17 protein-coding genes are annotated in these 21,682 nt (G+C 38.2%); 8 read left to right on the forward strand and 9 right to left on the reverse strand.

Annotated features, from left to right (window positions below; translation table 11 throughout):
- Nucleotides 1-62 precede the first annotated feature (62 nt).
- Nucleotides 63-932 (reverse strand): RNA polymerase sigma factor RpoD/SigA, encoded by an 870-nt coding sequence (locus tag IPM47_10670; protein QQS31342.1) that lies wholly within the window; start codon nucleotides 930-932, stop codon nucleotides 63-65.
- Between the two features lie 265 nt (nucleotides 933-1,197).
- A complete protein-coding gene (locus IPM47_10675) occupies nucleotides 1,198-2,532 on the reverse strand; it encodes a beta-lactamase family protein (protein QQS31343.1) in 1,335 nt (444 codons plus the stop codon).
- A gap of 464 nt (nucleotides 2,533-2,996) precedes the next feature.
- Between IPM47_10675 and IPM47_10680 the strand changes: the two genes are divergently transcribed.
- Nucleotides 2,997-3,800 (forward strand): helix-turn-helix domain containing protein, encoded by an 804-nt coding sequence (locus IPM47_10680; protein QQS31344.1) that lies wholly within the window; start codon nucleotides 2,997-2,999, stop codon nucleotides 3,798-3,800.
- The gene (locus IPM47_10685) at nucleotides 3,781-4,062 is read left to right on the forward strand and encodes a transposase (protein QQS31444.1); all 282 of its coding nucleotides are present in this window, start codon (nucleotides 3,781-3,783) and stop codon (nucleotides 4,060-4,062) included. Before IPM47_10680 ends, IPM47_10685 begins: the two co-directional genes overlap by 20 nt.
- A gap of 15 nt (nucleotides 4,063-4,077) precedes the next feature.
- On the opposite strand, the gene IPM47_10690 is transcribed toward IPM47_10685, so the two are convergent.
- From IPM47_10690 to IPM47_10705, 4 genes are all read right to left on the reverse strand, one after another.
- Nucleotides 4,078-4,596 carry an SRPBCC domain-containing protein gene (locus tag IPM47_10690; GenBank protein ID QQS31345.1) on the reverse strand — a complete coding sequence of 173 codons (519 nt, stop codon included), beginning with the start codon at nucleotides 4,594-4,596 and terminating at the stop codon, nucleotides 4,078-4,080.
- Nucleotides 4,593-4,913 (reverse strand): winged helix-turn-helix transcriptional regulator, encoded by a 321-nt coding sequence (locus IPM47_10695; GenBank protein ID QQS31346.1) that lies wholly within the window; start codon nucleotides 4,911-4,913, stop codon nucleotides 4,593-4,595. Before IPM47_10695 ends, IPM47_10690 begins: the two co-directional genes overlap by 4 nt.
- Nucleotides 4,914-5,188: 275 nt before the next feature.
- Complete coding sequence (locus IPM47_10700; protein QQS31347.1) at nucleotides 5,189-5,542, reverse strand: DUF1801 domain-containing protein; 354 nt, start codon at nucleotides 5,540-5,542, stop codon at nucleotides 5,189-5,191.
- Between the two features lie 625 nt (nucleotides 5,543-6,167).
- A complete protein-coding gene (locus IPM47_10705; GenBank protein QQS31348.1) occupies nucleotides 6,168-9,326 on the reverse strand; it encodes a PD-(D/E)XK nuclease family protein in 3,159 nt (1,052 codons plus the stop codon).
- Nucleotides 9,327-9,442: 116 nt separating this feature from the next.
- On the opposite strand from IPM47_10705, the gene sucD reads away from it, so the two are divergent.
- The 3 genes from sucD (at nucleotide 9,443) to IPM47_10720 (ending at nucleotide 12,917) form a co-directional block, all read left to right on the forward strand.
- Nucleotides 9,443-10,315: a succinate--CoA ligase subunit alpha gene (sucD, locus tag IPM47_10710; GenBank protein QQS27382.1), complete on the forward strand. Its 873-nt coding sequence runs from the start codon at nucleotides 9,443-9,445 to the stop codon at nucleotides 10,313-10,315.
- 46 nt (nucleotides 10,316-10,361) lie between these two features.
- The gene (gene fabG / locus IPM47_10715; GenBank protein ID QQS27383.1) at nucleotides 10,362-11,108 is read left to right on the forward strand and encodes a 3-oxoacyl-[acyl-carrier-protein] reductase; all 747 of its coding nucleotides are present in this window, start codon (nucleotides 10,362-10,364) and stop codon (nucleotides 11,106-11,108) included.
- 186 nt (nucleotides 11,109-11,294) lie between these two features.
- Complete coding sequence (locus IPM47_10720; protein ID QQS27384.1) at nucleotides 11,295-12,917, forward strand: ATP-binding cassette domain-containing protein; 1,623 nt, start codon at nucleotides 11,295-11,297, stop codon at nucleotides 12,915-12,917.
- Between the two features lie 25 nt (nucleotides 12,918-12,942).
- Here IPM47_10720 and IPM47_10725 read toward each other — a convergent pair whose 3' ends face one another.
- The 3 genes from IPM47_10725 to IPM47_10735 all read right to left on the reverse strand — a co-directional run bounded on the left by IPM47_10725 (nucleotide 12,943) and on the right by IPM47_10735 (nucleotide 15,265).
- Nucleotides 12,943-13,695 carry a ParA family protein gene (locus tag IPM47_10725; protein ID QQS27385.1) on the reverse strand — a complete coding sequence of 251 codons (753 nt, stop codon included), beginning with the start codon at nucleotides 13,693-13,695 and terminating at the stop codon, nucleotides 12,943-12,945.
- A gap of 137 nt (nucleotides 13,696-13,832) precedes the next feature.
- Entirely contained in the window at nucleotides 13,833-14,690 is an 858-nt protein-coding gene (locus IPM47_10730; GenBank protein ID QQS27386.1) for a hypothetical protein, read from the reverse strand.
- A gap of 116 nt (nucleotides 14,691-14,806) precedes the next feature.
- Nucleotides 14,807-15,265, reverse strand: a complete 459-nt coding sequence (locus tag IPM47_10735; GenBank protein QQS27387.1) for a YbjN domain-containing protein — start codon at nucleotides 15,263-15,265, stop codon at nucleotides 14,807-14,809.
- A gap of 265 nt (nucleotides 15,266-15,530) precedes the next feature.
- Between IPM47_10735 and IPM47_10740 the strand changes: the two genes are divergently transcribed.
- From IPM47_10740 to IPM47_10750, 3 genes are all read left to right on the forward strand, one after another.
- Nucleotides 15,531-17,666 carry a T9SS type A sorting domain-containing protein gene (locus tag IPM47_10740; GenBank protein ID QQS27388.1) on the forward strand — a complete coding sequence of 712 codons (2,136 nt, stop codon included), beginning with the start codon at nucleotides 15,531-15,533 and terminating at the stop codon, nucleotides 17,664-17,666.
- 194 nt (nucleotides 17,667-17,860) lie between these two features.
- Nucleotides 17,861-19,957, forward strand: coding sequence for a T9SS type A sorting domain-containing protein (locus IPM47_10745; GenBank protein ID QQS27389.1), 2,097 nt, complete (start codon nucleotides 17,861-17,863; stop codon nucleotides 19,955-19,957).
- Nucleotides 19,958-20,144: 187 nt separating this feature from the next.
- Nucleotides 20,145-21,680 carry a hypothetical protein gene (locus IPM47_10750; GenBank protein ID QQS27390.1) on the forward strand — a complete coding sequence of 512 codons (1,536 nt, stop codon included), beginning with the start codon at nucleotides 20,145-20,147 and terminating at the stop codon, nucleotides 21,678-21,680.
- Nucleotides 21,681-21,682: the final 2 nt, after the last annotated feature.

Raw genomic sequence — 21,682 nt, forward strand, 5'->3', positions numbered from 1 at the left:
AATTCAATCTGATAAATATCCGAAACTGCTGCTAATAAATAAGCAATATTTGGGCCAGATATTTAATTCAGATAAGATTTCAACAACTTACTCCGGGACGTTCTTCGCAAACGCCGGATAGCTCTTTCCTTAACTTGTCTGACACGTTCTTTTGAGATTTCAAATTTTTCTGCAATTTCTTCCAAATCCATAGGAGCCGTATCACCTAAACCGTAAAAACAAATCAGGATTCCTTTTTCCCGGTCTGTCAAATAATTCAGGGCTTCTACAATTTCATTTTTTAATGATTCCACGTTAAAAATTGCATCGGCTCCTGCTTCATTTTCAGACACTAACATATCTGATAAAGAATCAGAATCGCTGTTTTCGTCGTCTAAAGAAACATCTATTGAGACATGTTTGCTTCCAATTTTCATCAGTTCCGGAATATCTTTTTCAGACAATCCGGTCATTTGTGACAATTCATCTACAGTGGGGTCGCGTTCATAATCCTGTAAAAATTGCAACAAGGCTTTGTTGATTTTTTGGTATGCATCTATTTTATTGCCGGGTAAACGGATAATTCTTGAATGTTCTACCAATGCCTGAATAATTGCCTGCCTTATCCACCATACCGCATAAGAGATAAATTTAAACCCCCTGGTTTCGTCGTAACGTCTCGCTGCTTTCATTAGTCCAAGGTTCCCTTCGTTGATTACATCAATCAATTGCATCCCGTTATGCTGATAATGTTTGGCAACAGACACCACAAATCTCAAGTTACCTTTTATCAGCTTATCTAATGCTTTTTCGTCTCCTTGACGTATAAGGCGGGCAAGTTCAATCTCCTCTTCAAGGGTAAGCATTTTTTCTTTTGAAATCTCCTGTAAATATTTCTCTAATGCAGGACTTTCGCGGTTTGTAATGTTGTGATTGATCTTAAATTGCCTCATAAGGGTCTTTTCTCAAATTTGTTGGTTGGAATATACATTTCTTAAAAAATGATACGCAGTTAATCAAAAACCGAAGGTAGTAACATTTAACGGAAAACAAATAACAGTATTCCAAAAAAAAAGACTCTGTATGTTTCTTGCTAAGACCAAATTTAATTTGCATTCCAAAATATCATTTAAATTTAACTGATTCCAAGACTTTGAAGAGTTAATTAAATATTGGTGAAGCCGGAATCAAACAAAAGTCAGTGAGCGGAACAAGACCTTATTCTACAATAAATATTTTTTCAGAACTTCCGTCACTATAGATTTTTATTAGTGGGGTGTTTGGTTTTATAGAAGTCTCCCGACCAAAAAAATCAATGATTTTGATGAGCTTCTTTTCTGCAACGACCTGCTGAATATCAGGAATATTGGTTGTTAAACATTCAGGAGCTATCCCGTTCGTGGAATTTAAGGTCAGTGCATAATTATATAGTTCATCACAAATATAGAGTGCATCGCCTTCTCCATTTGTCAAAACACAAACCCCAATTTTATTTACAGGGTCTAAGTACAATTCGGTGGATACTCCCATTTCTCCGCCATTATGTCCCCACAACCATGTAGTTCCGGAATCATGGTAAAGTTCTTCCTGATACCAGTTCAAACCCTGATATTGATCTATAGCAGGTATCTGTGGCGACCACATCTGATTTATTGAGGAAGCACTTAGAATGGAGTTAGCACCAAATGTTCCTCCGTTCAGATAGGCGATCATAAATTTCGCCAAATCTGTAACATTGCTTCTTAACTGACCATCAGGATAATCTGCAAATCCATAATGCGGGTAGGGAACATAACTGCCACCTGTATATTGATAGGGTCTTGCCACTTCTGCGGAGTCGAATTCTGAAAAAAACCAGGATGTTTTATTCATGCAAAGCTTATCGAAAATATGGAGGTTGCAATATTGGTCAAAAGGCATACCACTTGCTAATTCGACTAAATATCCATTCAAAGCTGTTCCCATATTTGAATACTCAAAGATACTTCCGGGGGCATTTGGTAAAAAATTTGCACCGGGTTCATAATCAATTCCGATTGTAGAAAAATATCGGTGCATACAATCTGCTAAACTGATAGTCGGGTCAGGGTTATCGTAATAGGTTTCCATGACCGTATAATTATCCCTAATTGAAGAGGTATGAGTCATCAGGTGTCTGAACGTAACAGGATTTCCTGAAAATCCCGGTATTGATAAAGTCCAGGGCAAATATAAATTGACATCCTCGTCTAAATCAATCACATTGTTCTCAAACAACTGCATAGCCGCTGTTCCCGTAAATACTTTTGAGACCGAGGCCAATAAAAAAACGGTAGAATCGCTGACCGGAACTGCGTTTTCAACATCCGCAAATCCATACGACTGAATCCATACAATTTTGTTGTCTTTTACGATTACGGTAGAGGCACCCGGAAAACGTTCAAAATTCATTTCATCTAAAATATACTCGTCAAGTGCCGGATTAGGATTTGGATTTGTTTGCCCATTAACACTCGCAACAGTTAAAAAGGCTAAAAACAAATTCCAGATAAATTTGGAAACCTTTTGTTTCATTTGGCTTTGCTTTACTGTCATACGCTTTTATTGATAGAGAAAAAATTTTTGAAAAATTTTTCTGATTACAAAAACTCGAATGTACAAAGCTTTTTTATTTCAAAACCAACCTGAGAATTTTTCCGCAAGTTTGTCAACAGAACGATATATTTAAGGCAATGGTCAAAATTGTTTTTTGATTTGAAATAAGATGGTTATAGATAACCCCTAACTATTAATCAAAGGAAAATCTCAAACAGACACCCGGAACTTTGCTAAACCTATAGGTTAACAACATACACTTTCCTGAAACACTCTCCAAGTTAATAAAGCTATAGATTGTAATGTATAATGGCTATGATGAACACAATTACCCGAAAATTAAAACAGTTCCGTAATTATACGGAAATGAAAAACAATTTAGCCTTGATTTAGTAATTGTGTTATTAATTTTATCTTTGTCATTTTAAAACCGAGTCATAGTTATGTCAAAGGCACTATATATACCTGTAAAAGAGAGTTTTGAGGAAATAAGGAAACTACTTCGTCCGTCACCTGCGATGATTCGTTTACGGCTGTTGATGTTGATAGAGATGAAGAAGGTCGGAGAAAAAGGTATTACGAAGCAGCAGTTAATGGAACGAGTAGGGGTATGGGGTCAAAGTATTAACACATGGCGTAAAAATTATAGAACAGGGGGAATAGAAGCCTTGCTTCACAATGGCAGAAAAGGAAAAACAGGCAGACACTCGGTGTTTACGCAAGAAGAACAAGATAGAATAGAAGAGAAGTTAAAGGATCCTAATAATGGTTTGGCGGGGTATATAGAGTTGCAGCAATGGGTAGAGCAGGAATTTAAAAAGGAAGTTAAGTATAACACGCTACTAAAATATGCGGGCAGGAAATTTGGCAGCAAAGTGAAGGCAGCACGCAAAAGTCATGTGAAAAAGGATATGGAGGCTGTAGTTTTTTTTAAAAACTTTAGTTCAAAAATAGCGGAAATAGCGTTGTCTGTTCCGCCATGCTATGACAGCATAAATTTATACTTTCAGGACGAGAGCCGCTTTGGTCTGCATACCAGGCACGGGAGGGGATTGACCGCCAAAGGCATACAGCCGGTTTGCAATTTCCAGCAGGTGTTTCAATACACTTATCTTTTCGGAGCATTTTCTCCCGTAACCAGGATCAGTTTCAGTTGGAAATGCCTTGTTGCAGTGCAAATACCTTTCAGGTGTTTCTCCATGAATTTTCCCTTCAAACTCCTGCTGAATACAAAATCATTGTTTTAGACAACGGGGCTTTCCACAAGGCAAAAAGCTCAAAATACCCGAAAATATTTTTCTTGTCTTTCTGCCTCCTTACAGTCCCGAACTCAATCCAGCTGAAAAAATATGGCACCACATCAAAAGAAAGTTCACCAACAAACACTTCACAAGCCTTGAACTAATCAGCAACTTCTTTACTGAAACAATAAATAACATTACACCGGATATGGTAAAATCTATCTGTAGTTACCAATATATCTGCTTAAATACCTTTTGGGCTGTTTAAAATGTCATTTCCGTATTACATACTGTTTTGATCCTGTGGAAAAGTGGAGAGGTAATTTTCAAGATTTTCATAGGTCAAAGCAATTCCTTCCTTAAATCCTTTTTCAATCATCATCTCTAATATGGACAGAGACTTGTATTTTATGGTGATGCTTACTGTAGTTATGCTCTGAGATTCTTTAAAATCAAGGTTATTTTCAGAACCATAAAATTCGGGGTTGATATGCTCATCCTGGTCAGTAAAGCCGGAAATGTATTTCAAATTTGTCATGGGCGAAATTGAAATAAAGTCCTGTACTGACCAAAACTCTTGTCCATCGGGACCAACCATTGCATAAAGTCTTCTGCCTCCCACTTTGAAATCCATATATTTGGTTCTTGCCACCCAGGGTGAAGGGGCACCCCACTTATCAAGGATTTCTTTTTTGGTAAAAGCATCCCAAACTGATGAAAGCCCGGCATTAAATTCTCTTTTTATAAAAATAGTGTTTGTTGATTTGTCAACGGTAAAATCAAACAATAAATCAGTTTTCATTTTTCTGAATTTTTAATGGTTATTAAAAGTTGATCAAGTTGACTAAAGCGATCCTCCCAAATTTTTCGATATTGTTCTAACCACTTGTCAATTTCTTTCATTTTTTCAATTTCAAGGGAATAGTAAATCTCTCTTCCTTGCTGTTCTTGCCTGACTAATTCACATTCGGTAAGAATTCGCAAATGTTTTGATACTGCCTGCCTTGAAGTGTTGAAGTTGTCGGCTATGGCATTAGGTGTCATTGCTTGCAAAGCTATTAAAGCTATGATTGCACGCCTTGTCGGATCAGCGATTGCCTGAAAAATGTCTCTTCTCATTTGTAAATATATTTATTGTGAAGCCAATTGGTTGCAAATATACGCAACCTTTTGGTTTCGCAATGTTTTTCACCAATTTTTTTAAAAAAATCTAAAAAAATGGTTTTGATTTGTGATAAGAGAAAGCGGGGTTAAAACAATCCCAAATGTCAGGATCGTAAAATAAAAATACCATCCATGAAGCAGATCTAAGCCTGGTATTTTAGCAAAAAGAATTGACTGTATCTTAAAGCTTAAAATGGTAACAAAAAGACTTTTTAACACAATTTTCGAACTCATTTCTTTTTTTTAATGCTATTTTCCATCACCCGGAATTTCACAATTCTTTCAATCAATTCATAAGGAATTGGTTCATCGAGTGGAAACTGAACAGAACCTTTTCCCTGTTTAAATTTTGATAGCTCTTCTTTAAATTCGCTATGTCCTGTTGGAGTTGCATAAAATCCTATGTGATTTTTATAAGCTGCAAAATAAACTAAGGGCTTTTTATTGGTCTTGTATGCAGGCATTCCATAAGCAATCAGCTCTTCTGCATCAATGGCATTTTCTTTAATCAGTGTTCTGATTTTTATCAAAATATCTTGTACTTCTTCCGGGAATTGTGAAATGTAATTTTCTATTTCATTCATTTTTAACTTTGAGTATCAAGGGTTTAAAAAACTTGGGTATAATATCTGATACAATAGAAAAAATCAGATTTCCGTAATATAGTGCTTGATTGTTTTTACAAGCCTGACAGATTGCAGAACAAACAGCTACTACTCAGAATAAACTCACTTTTTAGGAAAAAAAAGTAAATTAAAACTTAGAAGTTTGACATTTTTGCCAATAAAATTGCAATTTTATTAAAGGGAATTGCTTTTTTAAGGATTTTTGAAACAAGATTTGGGGCAATTCTTACTTTAAAAACATCGGAAATTGCAATCTGAAAGATTTTAATTCACTTTTTAAGGAATAATATTGCTTTTTGGGGCTTTAAAATTGTTTTTTAAAAAAGGAAAATTATAATTTTATTGGTGAATGAAGAAAGAAATGAACCATTTCTTATTTCATTTTTAATTTTAATTGACTTAAAATTGGGCTTTTTGAAGCAAACAAAGATTGACTTTGAGGGTTGGTTGTTCTTTTTCCTTAATTTTTTCTTTACAAAACCAATCGTTGTCTTATTAATTTGCAGTCATCTGGTTTTACCTGCATTTCGGTTTTATTAAATTCAGGACGAAATGCAAAAAATGCAAATCTAAGTTTTTCACTTTAAAAAAGACCAACCAAACCTTGATAAGGAGAATAAGTATATCTTTTTATATCGTCTGTTTGAACAAAGGGTTCTTCTTTGTTGAACAGATTTTGAAGCAGATTTATCAGATGATTTTCAAATGCCATTAGCAGTTCGTTAGAGATTAACTCACCGTTTCGAAGGTAAACAATACCTTCGTTCATTTTTTTAAGGGCGTATATCCCCACTTTTAACCGTACATTCCGGTTTTGTTGAACCCAAAACAAATAGGCATACAAATAAGCCTGAAACCCGGTTTTCAGGTCGGGGTTCGTAAAATAACCATCTAAATAGGTTGACAGATCCGATTTCAAAGCATTGGCTCTTTGAAGTGTAACATTTCCGGTTTTATAGTCCAAAATTCTGAAAGCTTCGCCATCGGGCAGCAAAATTTTATCTAAACGGTCAATCGAGCCGCTGATAACCACCTCTTTTCCGTTTCCGATTGGCAAAACATGGGTATAATCTTTGGTTTCTAATCCTACAATTTTGAGGGGGGTGTCCTGTAAATCATTTTCTAATACCTTGATGACTAATCGTTTAAGTATTCGTTTCATCAACAGGTTTTTGCCTTCCGTGTGGTGGCTAAACTGATTGTCTTTAAAAGCGCGGTTCAAGGCTCTTGAAATCAAAAGGTCGTTATTCAACAACAGATGAATGATATCAGAGGTTATATTATTGTCAATATAAGGCTGATACAACAGTTCAATGGTTTTGTGCAAAACGTTTCCAAAGATCAGATTGTTGATTTCTTCGTTCAGGTTCTGAATTTCATAGAGTTGAGCTACATATTTCAGATAAAACTGAACCGGACAATTGATATAAGTACTCAGCGCAGTAGGCGACAATTTAGCCTGAGATACGTTTCCGGAAGATGTTCCATGGAACAGATACCTGTTTAGCTTTTCCATCACCGCTTCAGACTTGGGTACTGAGATCAAATTGCGTTCTTTGGTAAGTACCAAAGGGGTTGAAACAATATAGTTGTGAATCGTTACTTTTTTGTTTGGAATTAAACTTAATTCCTGTTCCAACTGGAGTAAATACCTGCTTTTATCTCCCCCGCCCATTCCACTGACTTCGGTATTGTAAAACAGATAAACGTTTTTACTGCGTTGGAGGAGATGATAAAAATGATAGGCAAAAATGGAATCCTGATCCAAAAAGGTAGGTAGGTGAAATCCTCTTCTAAGATTGAAAGGAATGAAGGTCATGTTTGATTTTGAGGAAGGAATAATGCCTTCGTTCAAACCGAGAACAAACAGATTGTCAAAATCTAAGGTTCGGGTTTCGAGAAACCCCATAATTTGCAATCCTCTCAAAGGTTCGCCGGTGAAAGGGAGGGTTACGGTTTGAATAATTTCGCGAAAAATTTTCCAAAAAGTATCAATACTAATTAGCTGCCTGTATTTTAGTAAAGTTTCTTCCAGAACGTTGAGGTTAAGGAGGAGGTGGTAAATAAATTCCATTTCCATAAACTCCGGTGTATCCGGATTTGCCGTCAAATCTTCCGAGTCAACTTCTTGGGTTTTCAGGTTTTCATTTTCTTTTTCTGCCAAATTCTTTTTATTTTTTATGTGGCTAAAAAGCGCATTCAAAACCTCTTTAAATATAGCGATTAATTGTAAAAAATCATCGGCTTTAGAGAACAAGGTTTTAAGAATAGCCGGAAATCTTTCTTCTGTTTCTTTTTTGGATTCTTTTTCTGAAGTTGATTCTTTGGCAACATTTGAAGTAATTTCTTTAGTAATTTTAAAATTATAGATATAGATGAGGTTGTATTTGTTGATATATTTGATAAAGCCTTCAATGCCGTTGGGATTAAACTGTTTGATGAACGGGTTTTGGAGCAACTGCAAAACAAACTTGCTGTAAAATAAGGTTACTTGTTCCGGGAGATAAATTTTTTGGATATATTTTTCCTTTTCTGTTTCCTGATCGGGTTCGTCATCCGTTATTTTTGATTCTTTGGTAGTTTGTGTGTCGTCAGATGGTTTGAGTGATGGGTCTTGTCTTGTGTTTTGCAGTTGAACAATGGTTTCAAGCAGTATGTATAGTGGTGTATCGCGCAAAGGATAACCCATCGTTATGTTTACCGCTTCCACATTGGGCGGAATTGCGTAAAGCATGGGAAATAACATCCCTTCATCACCCAACACAACAGCAGAATCGGGCAATGAAATACTTCTTTCTTTAATCAATTTTTCCAAAACCTCTCCGACATATTTGGCCTGGCCTACTCTTAGCGGAACGCCGATGGTATGAATTGTTAAATCGTTTTGAACAAAATCGGTTTTGGCAGTCCAGTTGTGAGCCGGATGGTTTTTCCAGATCTCAAAATACCTGCGGGCAAAAGTACCTGCTTCCTGCGGCGATCTGGCTTGCATGTAATAATCATCTGTATCCCAATAAACAGTTGTGTTGTAATGTTCAGAAATAAACTCAACGATTCCTTTTTCAGCAGTGGTTAATGCGTTAAAGCCGGCCCAAACAATTTTGGAATAAGGCAGCGTTAATCGCCCTTCACGGAGGTTTTCCAACACCATGCGTTGAGCCAACCCTTCATAGGCGGCATGATTTTGGGCTAAAGATTCCTGAAAATCGGCATAAACCTTACCCAATACTTCCCAGATACGGATAAAATCTTCTTCCACCTCTGAGTTTTTCGGTTTCTTCAAAACGACCCAAAATTGTTCTAAAAAAGCTAACTGTTCTTTCGTCAGTGCAAATTTTTCTTCAATGTCTTTGATGTCTTTTAAGTTGGTAAACAATTTTGCTGCGTCCACCATATATTTATCAATATCATCAAAGTCTTTTAAAATGATTTGTCCCCACGGATAAAAGGTGTCAAATTTGACAGTTGGTTCGTAGTTTTTGTAAATATTATATAATTCGAAAACCAAGGTAACCGGATTTAAAATTACCCGACTGGTATGCAATTCTATAAACTCAACAATGCTCAGGACATAAGGCGACCAAAATTTTTTCCCTTTAAATCGTTGAGTCAGATATTTTTTAAAATATACTCCGGCGCGACGGGTTGGAAATATATAGCAATGATCTTTCAGGCAGCCCAAATCATCACCTTCGAGTTGAATGTCCTCAACAATTTTTTGTAAAAAAGGAAGATTAGGCATAGAATTAAAAGGTTAACTGAATTTGCAGTGTTCAAAACTGTGCGTATTTTAGCAAAATCAGATGAATTAGTCTATTTTTGCGCACAAAATACACAACATCGTTTAATAAAACAGATATGAGCGTTTTAGTCAATAAACATTCCAGAGTAATTGTACAGGGATTTACCGGCAAAGAAGGCAGTTTTCATGCCGAACAAATGATTGAATATGGCACCAACGTGGTAGGAGGAATTACTCCAGGAAAAGGAGGAACCACTCATTTAGATCTTCCGGTTTTTAACAATGTTTCTCAGGCTGTTCGTGAAGCAGGTGCCAATGTTTCCATCATATTTGTTCCGCCGGCTTTTGCCTCAGATGCAATAATGGAGGCTGCCGATGCCGGTATTGATGTTATTGTTGCCATTACCGAGGGTATTCCGGTTCAGGATATGATTATCGCCAAAGATTTTATTAGGAATAGAAAATGCAGGTTAATCGGGCCAAACTGTCCCGGAATTATTACTCCTGATGAAGCAAAAGTAGGTATTATGCCGGGCTTTATTCATCGAAAAGGAACCATTGGCATAGTTTCCCGCTCTGGTACGTTGACTTATGAAGCCGTTGATCAGGTAACCAAAGAAGGATTGGGTCAATCTACCTGTATCGGAATTGGCGGAGATCCGATTATTGGAACCACTACCAAAGATGCCGTTGAGTTGCTGATGAATGATCCTGAAACAGAAGCTATTGTAATGATCGGAGAAATTGGCGGAAACATGGAAGCAGATGCTGCAAGATGGGTAAAAGCCAACGGAACAAAACCGGTGATCGGGTTTATTGCAGGAAGAACAGCACCTGCCGGAAGAAGAATGGGACATGCAGGAGCGATTATTGGTGGAAAAGACGATACAGCCGCTGCAAAAATGAAAATTATGCAGGAATGTGGAATACATGTGGTCGAATCTCCTGCATTTATAGGGCATACAGTTGCCAAAGTTTTGATAGGGTAATTTTATCTGTTTCCACTTATTTTATACTCTATCAATCCATTTTAACATGAGTCTTTTATCCGGAAAAACAGCCTTAATAACCGGCGCTTCGAGAGGGATCGGAGAATCAATAGCCCGAAAATTTGCAGAAGAAGGAGCAAACATTGCTTTTACCTATCGAAGTTCTGTCGAAAGGGCAAATGTTTTGGCAGAAGCACTTAGTCTGAATGGAATCAAAGCAAAAGGATACCAATCTGATGCTTCCTCTTTTGAGGCAGCCACTCAGCTTGTTCAGGAAGTTTTGAACGAGTTTGGCAATATTGATATTTTGGTCAATAATGCAGGTATTGCCCGGGACAACCTTTTGTTGCGTATGACTGAACTTCAATGGGACGAGGTGATAAATAACAACCTGAAATCCATGTTCAATCTGACTAAACAGGTATTGCGCCCAATGCTTAAAAACAAATATGGCTCCATTATTAACATGAGTTCTATAATCGGAATGAGGGGTAATGCGGGTCAGGCAAACTATGCCGCCTCTAAGGCCGGTATTATCGGGTTCAGCAAATCGGTAGCTCAGGAGTTGGGTTCGCGAAACATCCGTTGTAATGTAATCGCTCCGGGTTTTATCGAAACTGAGATGACCGAAAATCTGGGAGGAGCCAATCGCGACGAGTTTTTAAAAAAAATCCCGTTAGGAAGGTTTGGACATCCCGATGAAGTGGCTAATGTTGCCGTTTTTTTAGCCTCAGATTTGTCGAGCTATGTTTCCGGTCAGGTCATCAGTGTTTGTGGGTCAATGAATACCTGAAAATACCGGTTTCGGGATACTGTTTTAACTTAAATAAGTGCGGGACAATTTCTCAAATTCCAATTATTTGGCTGAGGATTTTTTAATTTGTATCCTGCTAACCGAAAACCCCCGAAATCAATTACCTTTGCACCGCCAAAAGCACCCCCTTTGGCTTTTTCATAATTTATCCTTGCCATACAATCCATGATTTCGGTTTCCAATTTATCTTTGCGTTACGGAAAACGCACTCTTTTTGATGAAGTTAATCTTAAATTTTCGGGCAATAACTGTTATGGTGTTATCGGAGCAAACGGAGCCGGTAAATCTACTTTTTTAAAAATACTTGCCGGAGATGTAGATGCCACTACCGGAAGTATTGAAATTAGCCCGGGAGAAAGAATGGCGGTGCTTCGTCAAAACCACTTTGAGTTTGATGAGTTTCCGGTTATCGAAACCGTTATTATGGGTTATAAAAAACTCTACGATGTAATCAAGGAAAAGGAAGCCTTGTATGCCAAAGAAGATTTTACGGAAGCGGACGGCTTAAGAGCAGGTGATTTGGAAGCGCAGTTTGCCGAAATGAACGGATGGGATGCTGAAAGCGATGCGGCAGAGCTGTTAAGCCATTTAGGTGTCAAAGAAGAAAATCATTACCGGTTGATGAAAGATTTAACCAACAATGAAAAGGTACGGGTTTTGTTGGCTCAGGCACTTTTTGGCAATCCCGATGTGTTGATTTTGGACGAGCCTACCAACGACCTTGACCTCGAAACCGCAATTTGGCTGGAAGATTTTTTAGCCGATTTTAAAAATACGGTGATTGTTGTTTCGCACGACCGTCATTTTTTAGACATGGTTTGTACACATATTTGTGATATAGATTTTGGTAAAATTCAGTTGTTTTCCGGAAACTATACCTTTTGGTATGAAATGAGTCAGTTGCTGCAACGGCAACAATCTCAAAAAAATAAAAAAGATGAGGTAAAAAGGCAAGAGTTGATGGAATTTATCCAACGGTTCAGTGCTAATGCTTCAAAGTCCAAGCAAGCCACAAGCCGTAAAAAGGCTCTGGAAAAACTCAACATAGATGAGTTGAAACAATCCAATCGCCGGTTTCCTGCCATATTTTTTAAACAAGAACGCGAAGCAGGTAAAACTATCCTCGAAGTGGATAAATTGGGATATACCACCCCCGAAGGAGAAGTATTGTTCAGCAATGTCAGTTTTCAAATGGGGCATGACGATAAAATCACAATCATTTCGAGAAACAGCCGTGCCTGTACTGCCTTTTATCAGGTATTAATGGGTGAAAAACAACCCACAGAAGGTAGTTTTAGATGGGGACAAACCATTAACCCCGCATATATTCCCAACGAAAACCACGAATACTTCCATGAGGTGGACCTTAACCTCGTTGATTGGCTTCGTCAGTATTCAACTGAAAAAGATGAGTCATTTATTCGTGGGTTCTTAGGACGCATGCTGTTTTCTGGCGAAGAAACCCAAAAAAGTGTATCCGTTCTTTCGGGGGGTGAAAAAGTTCGTTGTATGGTTTCAAGAGCAATGCTTCAGCAAGGCAATGTTTTGCTTTTGGATGAACCAACGAACCACCTTGATTTGGAAGCCATAACCGCATTCAATAGTGGGTTGAAAGAATTTGCAGGTATGGTATTGTTTACATCACGCGACCACGCATTCACCCAAACACTTGCAAACCGCGTCATTGAACTTACCCCTAAAGGAGGCATAGACAAACTGACCGAGTTTGACGAATACATCACCAATCCGGAGTTTAAAGTGTTGCGCGAAGAGATGTATTCCGTTTAGTTATGGATTTACACAAAGCAGCCGGTTATTTATAGATTTCTGCAATTTCTTTGGCCAAATTCAGGTAGTCTTTAGCTCCGTTACAATGAGGGTTATATTCAAAAATATCCCGATGAACAGAAGGGGCTTCGGCAAGTGCTACGTTTTCTCTGATACGGGTTTGCATAACTTTGCTACTCAGGTGTTTTTCGATTGTTTCGGCAACTTCGCGATTCAATATTTTTCTGCCATCATATTGAGTAATAAATACACCGCCCAACTGCAGGTTTTTATTCAGGCGTTTCTGAATTTTGGAAATCACTTCTGTCAGTTTTGCCAAACCCTGTAAAGCTAAATATTCGGCCTGTAATGGGATAAAAACACTGTTAGATGCCGCAAAAGCATTGATAGTCAACAGTCCTAATGATGGCGGTGTGTCAATCAATATAAATTCGTAATTGTTTTTGATGGGTTCAAGTTTTTCCCTCAAAATAAACTCTCTTCCGGGTTCAGCGCTCAGTTCAATTTCAGCTCCGGACAAATCGAGATTTGAAGGGATGATGTATAAATTGTGATCTACCCGTACCGGCACTAATCCATGGTTCCCGATCAGCGCACCATAAATATTGTATTCAGTTGCAGGAACTGATATACTTTGAGTTAGATTTGACTGTGGGTCTAAATCTATCATCAATACTTTTTTGCCTAATTTTTTTGCCAAAGCAACACCCACATTAACCGTTGAAGTTGTTTTGCCAACCCCTCCTTTATGATTGCTGAAAGAAATAATAACTGCCATAACCTTGCCCTGTATTAAATTTGGCGCAAAGTTGGTAAAAAAACAGCAATTTGACGATTGAAATTTAAAGGATAACAAACTTTAGTTGTACAGGGCTTGGTGTTTACCGATTAGGTTGGGCACCTTGGTTATTTGTCTTATCTCTGCGATTTTCTTTTCGAGGCCGAATAGATTAGTCCAAAATGAGGGGAATAACCAAGAACAGGATGAAAACTGTTTGCAAAATCTATTTTTAAATTTCCCAAATTCAGCCCTATTCCGAAAGTGCCGGTAAAAGGAGAAGTAGAAATTCCCGCCCGAAGCGATAATTTTTCAATAATGCGGTAATCTATTCCTGATTTAAACATCATCGGGGCATCTAAATTTTTCTCAGCTTCGACCGCAATAGTTAAAATTTCAGAAGGCAGATAAGTCAAGCCCCCTTTAACAATAGTGGGTAATCTGTCTTCTTCGAAATCGGTAAAACGCCAACGCAAAGGATTGTAGATATGAGCACCACCGACCAATTTGGGAAGAAAGACATACTGCGCTCCTATTCCAAAGGTAAAAGCATGGGCAGAACCATAATCTGCAATGGCAATTCCAACATAATCTAATTCTATCCCGATAGATAAGTCTTTAAATAGTTTTCTGCCATAAGCCAGATTGATATGCCTTTCATTGTACAGGCTGTTTCCAAAATAGGTAATACCCGAACCAAAAGTTCCGGCGTTTCTTTTTAACGGAAGAGCCAAAGCCACCGCAAACATACTCAGGTCTTTGAGCAAAAACCTGTTTTCAGCATAAATTCCTGCCGAAAAGTTGTTCAAACCTGCCAAACCTGCCTGATTTGAAAATACGGCATAAACATCGGTAAAAGTTACCGAAGTATTGCCCATTGCAGCTTGTTTCCCTCCTAAGGTTCTTTTATCATTCCCTGCAAAAACAGGTTGAAGATGATGACATAAACAACAAAAAACCAGAATGATTTGTAAAATTGGGTAATTTACTTTCATGTACAGCAAATTTAGTGGACAGCGACAAAACTACAACAAGTACCAAACAAAACAACCCCCTGCAACTTATAAAATAATTACAGGGGGTTGATTTAAGTATTAATACCGCATTAAATTTACACCGGAGAATTAGGAGCTGGAGGAGGAGGTGGTGGTGGAAGATATTTGTCTTTCAAATAGTCGTCATATTCGTCTGAATAAGTACCAACTCTGGAAATCATGGCCATTGCCTCGTCTTCATCCAATCCTTTTACTTCGCGAATCACTTTAATCCACAAAAAGTCATTGTGAATAGTAAATGCTACTCCATACAAAGAATGGTTGATTTTGAGCAATTCGTCTAAAAATTCACTTTTTTTGTCTGCAACTACATCAGTAACTTTCAACACCGGAGAAAGAACCTGAAAATATGCACGGCTTTCTTTTTCGATATGCCAAAGGTCAAGCCAAACTTTGGCCGAACCTTTTACCAAAGACCATTGCCCATCTTCAGTTCCTCTGGACGAAACTGCATCAACACCTAAACGGGTGATACAACTTTCGACCATGTCATAATAAACTTTCAAGTCTTCCATATTAAAACTAATTAAAGGTTTTGATTGCTGGTTAACGGTGCAAAATAGGTTGTTTTTTTTGAATCTGCCATGCTCTCGTAAGTTTTTTTTAATTTTTTTCTCTTTAATTCAAAAAACCATCATTGTTTTGTAACAATGAAGTACGAAACATTTTTTTTAAATAAAAATTGCAGTATTTTTATGGCTGATTTTCAGTGCAAGCATTGAATTTTAGACTTTAGTTTAAATCAGAATTTTGTAAATCATTTCAAACCATAAAATATCAATGATGAGAGGTAAAACTACCCGTTTTTTGGCGATTTTAGCTGTTTGGCTTTTCACCGGAAGTTTGGCTTTGGTTCTTGCTCAAAGTAATGTTTTTACTGATAGGGTTTATCCAACCTTACAGTCTAAATGTGCAGCAAGTTGCCATAACCCTTCAAATCTCACAGGAAATTTAGACATGACCGGAACACCGGAGCAAGTTCATGCAAAATTAGTCGGTGTAACTCCCGACAATGCTACTGCTGCCGGAAAAGGACACAAATTAGTATATCCCGGGCATCCCTATCGCAGCTTTTTGTTGCTTAAAGCTAACAATGGGTTAATTCACCAGCACGATGGTGGAATTCTTACTCCTGCAGAAGGCAGTTCTATGCCTCCTTACGGGGCAACTGAACAACCCATGACCAATGTGGAACTCGAAATGGTTCGCCAATGGATTTTCGCAGGCGCTCAGTTAAATCCTTCCGGTGGAGTGTCCGGCTATACGGTCAATCAACAGGTTATTATGGATTATTATGCTGATGGGGGTTTGCCTTTGTTAGACAGACCAACTCCACCTAATCCGGCCAATGGATTTCAAATTCACTTAGGCCCTCTTTTCTTAGAACCCAATCAGGAAGTGGAATATGACGTAAAATATGATTTAAACTTGCCTTCAAATTATGAGGTCAACCGGTTAAATCTTAAAATGAATGACGAGTCTCATCACTTCATTCTCTATAAATATGACAATCCAACCATTGCCGAAGAAACTTCCCACGGGTTACATCCTGTAAGTATTGTCAGTACTGCTATTGAACCGAGTAACACTTCTTTTGTTGCCGGTTGGCAAAACGATGTTGATATCCGTATGCCTGCGGGAACTGCTTTTTTCTGGGATGCCAATACTGTATTGAGCCTAAATTACCATATACGCAATTATAGTGGTGGTCTCATAATGCCGGCCGATCTCTATCTGAATGTACATACTCAACCAACGGGGACGGCTATTAAAGAAATGAAGTCCGATCTTATATTGTATAATGCGAGTACTATATGGCCTCCATCAGTCAGCGGGTTCTTTACATTGCCTCCGGGAGAATGGACTTTGACGGAAAACATAGATATAGGCCCTCAATGGAATTTATGGATGCTGACAACTCATACCCATAAATATGGAACAGATTATGACCTTTATGTACAAACTCCTCAAGGGAATAAAGGTGAAAAAATCTTTGAAGGATATATGGATTACACCTATTGCAATTGTGATATTGGGTACTATGATTGGGAACATCCACCCATTCGATATTATGAACCTTACTATCCTGTTGCTGCAGGAACCGGACTTGTTCAGGAAGCAAAATTCAACAATACTTCCGATGAATGGGTAACTTTTGGTTTGACGACCAACGATGAAATGATGTTGATTATGGTTCAATATACAGAAGGCGAACCTATTCCTTTTGTCGGAATTACCAATATTGCAAGTTCTTATTGTGTTGAGCAATCCGCAAATCTTAATCTTTATCCTGCCGGTGGAGTTTTGGCAGGACCTGGTGTTGTTGATGGCGTTTTTATACCTGCAGAGGCAGGAGTTGGCGAACATGATATCACTTACACCGCTGAAGGTTTGACTGCTACTTATACCATTACAGTAGTTCCTGCTCCCGAAGCCCCTGAAGTAACGTATAACGATGGTTATCTCGGAACTGATTCGGGTTACGACTCATATCAATGGTATTTTAACGACAACCCGATTTCAGGTGCTACAGGAATTTTCTATAGCCCTCAAGCTCCCGGTGAATATACGGTTGAAATCGTTATGAATGGTTGCTCAGTCGTTTCAGAGCCTTTTAACTTTAGCGTTGTTGGGATTGAAAACAACATTTCTGACGGTCAGCAGATTTATGTTTTTCCCAATCCTTATCAGAATCAGGTTAACATTTCTTATGTATTAGCACAAACTTCGACGGTTAAAGCCGAAGTTTTTAATACAGTAGGTCAATTGGTAACTACTCTGGTTGATGCTCAACAAGCACCGGCTCAATACACTTATATTTTCAGTGCTAAGGAAAAAGGGTTGGCTGCCGGAGTTTATATCGTAAAAATTACCATTGATGGCATTACTACAGTTAAAAAAATAGTTGAACAATAATCTACAAAAAGGTTTTTTCAACTAAATTTCTTGTTCATACAAGTTCAATTGACAAACATGCGCTAACCAAAACCTTGCGGGAAAATGGATGACAAATCAATCCCTTCCCGCAAGGTTTTTTTGTGTGTTGAATAGTTTCACATAGATTCAACTCCTGAAATCAACTAAATAAGTGACTTCCAAAAATATCTCTGATGAAAAAATCTCTTTCACCTTTTTTAAAAATAAATCGCTTTTCTGCGATTTTGATGACTGCTTTTTTATGCTTAAGTTCATTAACTTTTGCCCAAACAGGAACGTTCAACCGAGTTTATACTTTAATTCAAAACAACTGTGCGTCCTGTCATAGTGGTGTTGCCCCTTCAGGAGGGTTGAACTTAGGTGGAACTGCGAGTCAAGTACATACAAATCTTGTGAATGTAACTCCACAAAATAGTGCCGCCGCCGCAAAAGGACAAAAACTGATTATGCCCGGACATCCCTATAAAAGTTTTTTACTCCGTAAAATCGGCAACGGCTATGTACACGATTTGGATGGAGGTAATCTGGATTTAGAGGAAGGCGCACCTATGCCTTTTTATAGCATACCTCTTCAAAATCAGGATATTGAAATCATCAGACAATGGATTTATGCAGGCGCGCCTATCAATGGAACTATTGCTTCAGAAAATTTGGTGGACCAGTATTTTATGGAGGGCGGTTTTGAGCCTATAGATCGTCCTGCTCCTCCTCCGCCGGATAAAGGTTTTCAAATTCACCTTGGGCCTATTTTTGTCGCTTCTTTAGATGAAAAGGAATATTTGTTAAAATACAACCCGCAGTTAAGCAGTGCCATCGAAATCAAACGGATGGAAGCCTTTATGAACCAAAGTTCACATCATTTTATCCTTTACAAGTTTAATTCTACTTCAGCAGCTAATGGCGTTTCAAACGGTCTTAGAGAAGTTTCTTTGTTCGGTGAGAACCCCTTGTTAGGCAGTGGAACGAATTTGGTATCTGTTTGGCAATATTCTGACGATTTCAGATTGCCTGCCGGCACTGCTTATTTCTGGAATCAAAACACCATTCTCGATCTCAATTACCATATTCCAAACTACAGTGCCGGACTTGTTTTGCCTTCGGATGTTTATATAAATGTATATACACAACCAACAGGAACAGCAATTAAAGAAATGCAATCTGATTTGTTGATTTTTCAAAACCCAATTTTCTTTACCATTCCGCCGGGCACTCATGTTTTACAAGAACCTGTTTACAACCCACAGCAATGGAACATCTGGATGTTAAGCTCTCATACTCATAAATATGGAGTTGATTTTGATATTTACAGACAGTTAAGCGGAGGACCCGGAGAACAGCTTTTCGAAGGATATTATGACTATCAAAACTGCGGATGCGATTTGGGATTTTATGACTGGAGTCATCCTCCGGTCAGATATTTTGAACCCATGTACAATTTGCCATCCGGAGTAGGGCTTTATCACAGAGCGACCTATAACAATACTGGAAGTTCAGCAGTTTCAGTCGGGCTAACTACAGATAACGAAATGATGATTTCTATCATTCAATATACGACCGGAAGCCCGATCCCTTATGTTGATGTCAGTGCTTCCAGTTCTGTTTATTGTGTAGATGCTCCGGAAGTTGCACTTGAGTTTGCACCTGCTGATGGCGTTCTTGAAGGTCCCGGTATAACAGGTAATGTTTTTGTTCCGGCTGTTGCAGGGATAGGAACTCATACAATTACTTATACCTATGACGATATTACTGCAGAATTTGACATCACGGTAACCGAACCACTTGGTACAGAAACCATTGTTCAAAATGACAATGTTTTATCAATTCCATCTGATTACCAAACTTATCAGTGGTATATGAATGGAATCCCTGTTGACGGGGCTAACTCAAATACTTTTACTCCTTTGGTATCAGGGTCTTATAGCGTTACTTATACACTAAACAGTTGTACTGCCACTTCTGAGACTACTCAGTTTGTTATCAGCGGAATTACCCCTTCAGAACAAACCGGATTTAATTTCGAAGTTTATCCCAATCCAAGCAATTTCAACAATACTTACCTGACCTATCACTTACACTCTGAAGCTACAGTAAGTATAGAATTATATGATTTGTCGAGCCGGAAGATAGAAACAGTGTTAAGCCCTGTTTTACAATCTTCAGGAACCTATCAAACACCTTTGAGTTCATTAAAAAATATCCCAAATGGTGTTTATTTTATAAGAGTTAACATAAACTCGAACAGCATTACTAAAAAAATTGTTAAGCTATAAGCAAAATTTATTGCTATACTTGGGCAGCGGGCAATCTATTCAGGGTTGCCCGTTTTTTTTGTTCTATCTTCTTTTTGCCCTTAAAATTTTCGTTAAAAAGTCGTAGCATTGCCCTTATTTTTCTGGTGATTATTCATTTTTCAGGCTTTAGGTTAAATATTCATCACTCTATTTAAAATTATTGTACATGCACTTTAGATTTACTCCATTTTTATTGTTGCTATGGTTGAACTTTGAATGTTTATTTGCTCAAACTCCATCTGAGCCAAGCATTGAACAACAATTGGCAGCCTCTCAAAAATTTAATTTTTTCGCCCTCCCAACTCAAAGCAGTGATTTTATTAGAATGCCCTCCAGAGGTGCCAGCACAGATGTAGATGCAGTTTTTTATAATCTCGCCGGAACTGCTTTTTTACCTGAAGGGTTTCATATTTCAATTTCTAATCTGGCATTACGTCAGGAAACCTCAATCGAAAGTGATTACAAATATATGAACAGCATTCCGACTAAATTTGAGGGGTCGGTCAGCACGCCTGTTTTTCCGGCTTTATATGCTGTTTACCGCCGGAATAAATTATCCATTTCGGTTGGAGTTAATCCGACTGCCGGCGGTGGAGGTGCAGAGTTTAAAGGTTTGCCCGTTACCGAACGCAATATTGCCGATATTATACCAAACCTGCAAAATATTTTCGGGATGGCACAGGTAGATAGTCAGTACCGAAACATCAATGCTTACAATGTAGATTTTCGTTCGACCGGTGTTGCTTTTTTTGCCGGTGCTCAAATTGGGGGAGCTTATCGCTTCAATAAATACTTATCGGTTGCGGGAGGTGTTCGTTATGTTTTTGCCCGTATTTCTTCAGAAGGGCATACACGAGATTTAACTATTTTTCCGGATACTTACAACGACTGGATTAGTCCGGGAGAATATTGCAGATTTTTGACCACAACTGTCAGCCCTCTAAGTGCTGTCATTCTCAATGTTGCTGCCGACCAATTAGATGCCAATACCGGCAACAGGGAAATTGATGTTGTTCAAACCGGAAATGGTTTTACCCCTATGTTTGGTGTTCATGTTCAGCCTTTTGATGGGTTAGATATTGGCATCAAGTATGAATTCAATACGAATGTAGATATCACCACAAAAGTGAATGATGGAAAAGATGGAAGAGTTTTAAGCAATCCGGCAAGTGATCCGCTCTTTATAGACGGTTCAACTGTCAGGTCAGATTTGCCCGCTATTTTAGCCGGAGGAGTTGCCTATAAAATACTGAATAAAAAACTAACGGTTGCAGCCGGAGGTCGTTATGTGTTCAGTAAAAAAGCCAATTATAATGGAAGAGAAAAGCTGATTGAAAAGAACTACTATGAAATAGAAACAGCATTAGCGTATCATCTAAATCCCGATTTGACGATAAGCGGAGGATATACATTTGGTAACTGGAGTGTGATGCCGGCGTATCAAACCGATGTTGATTTTTGGACCAATAGCCACACTTTAGCAATTGGAGGGCAATATGCATTTTCTGAAAAAATTGAAATTAACTTAGGAGTTATGAGATCTGTTTTTGCAAAGGAATCTACCTCATATACCCATACACCTGTACCGGCTCCTGCTCCTTTTCCAAGTGTCGAGACTTCGACATTTACAAATACCTATAAACGGAATGCTCTTCTTTTTGCAATAGGAGTTGACATACATCTGAATCGCAAAAAGAGTTAAAT

It is taken from the genome of Sphingobacteriales bacterium (genome assembly GCA_016700115.1).
Taxonomy (GTDB): Bacteria; Bacteroidota; Bacteroidia; order Chitinophagales; family UBA2359; genus UBA2359.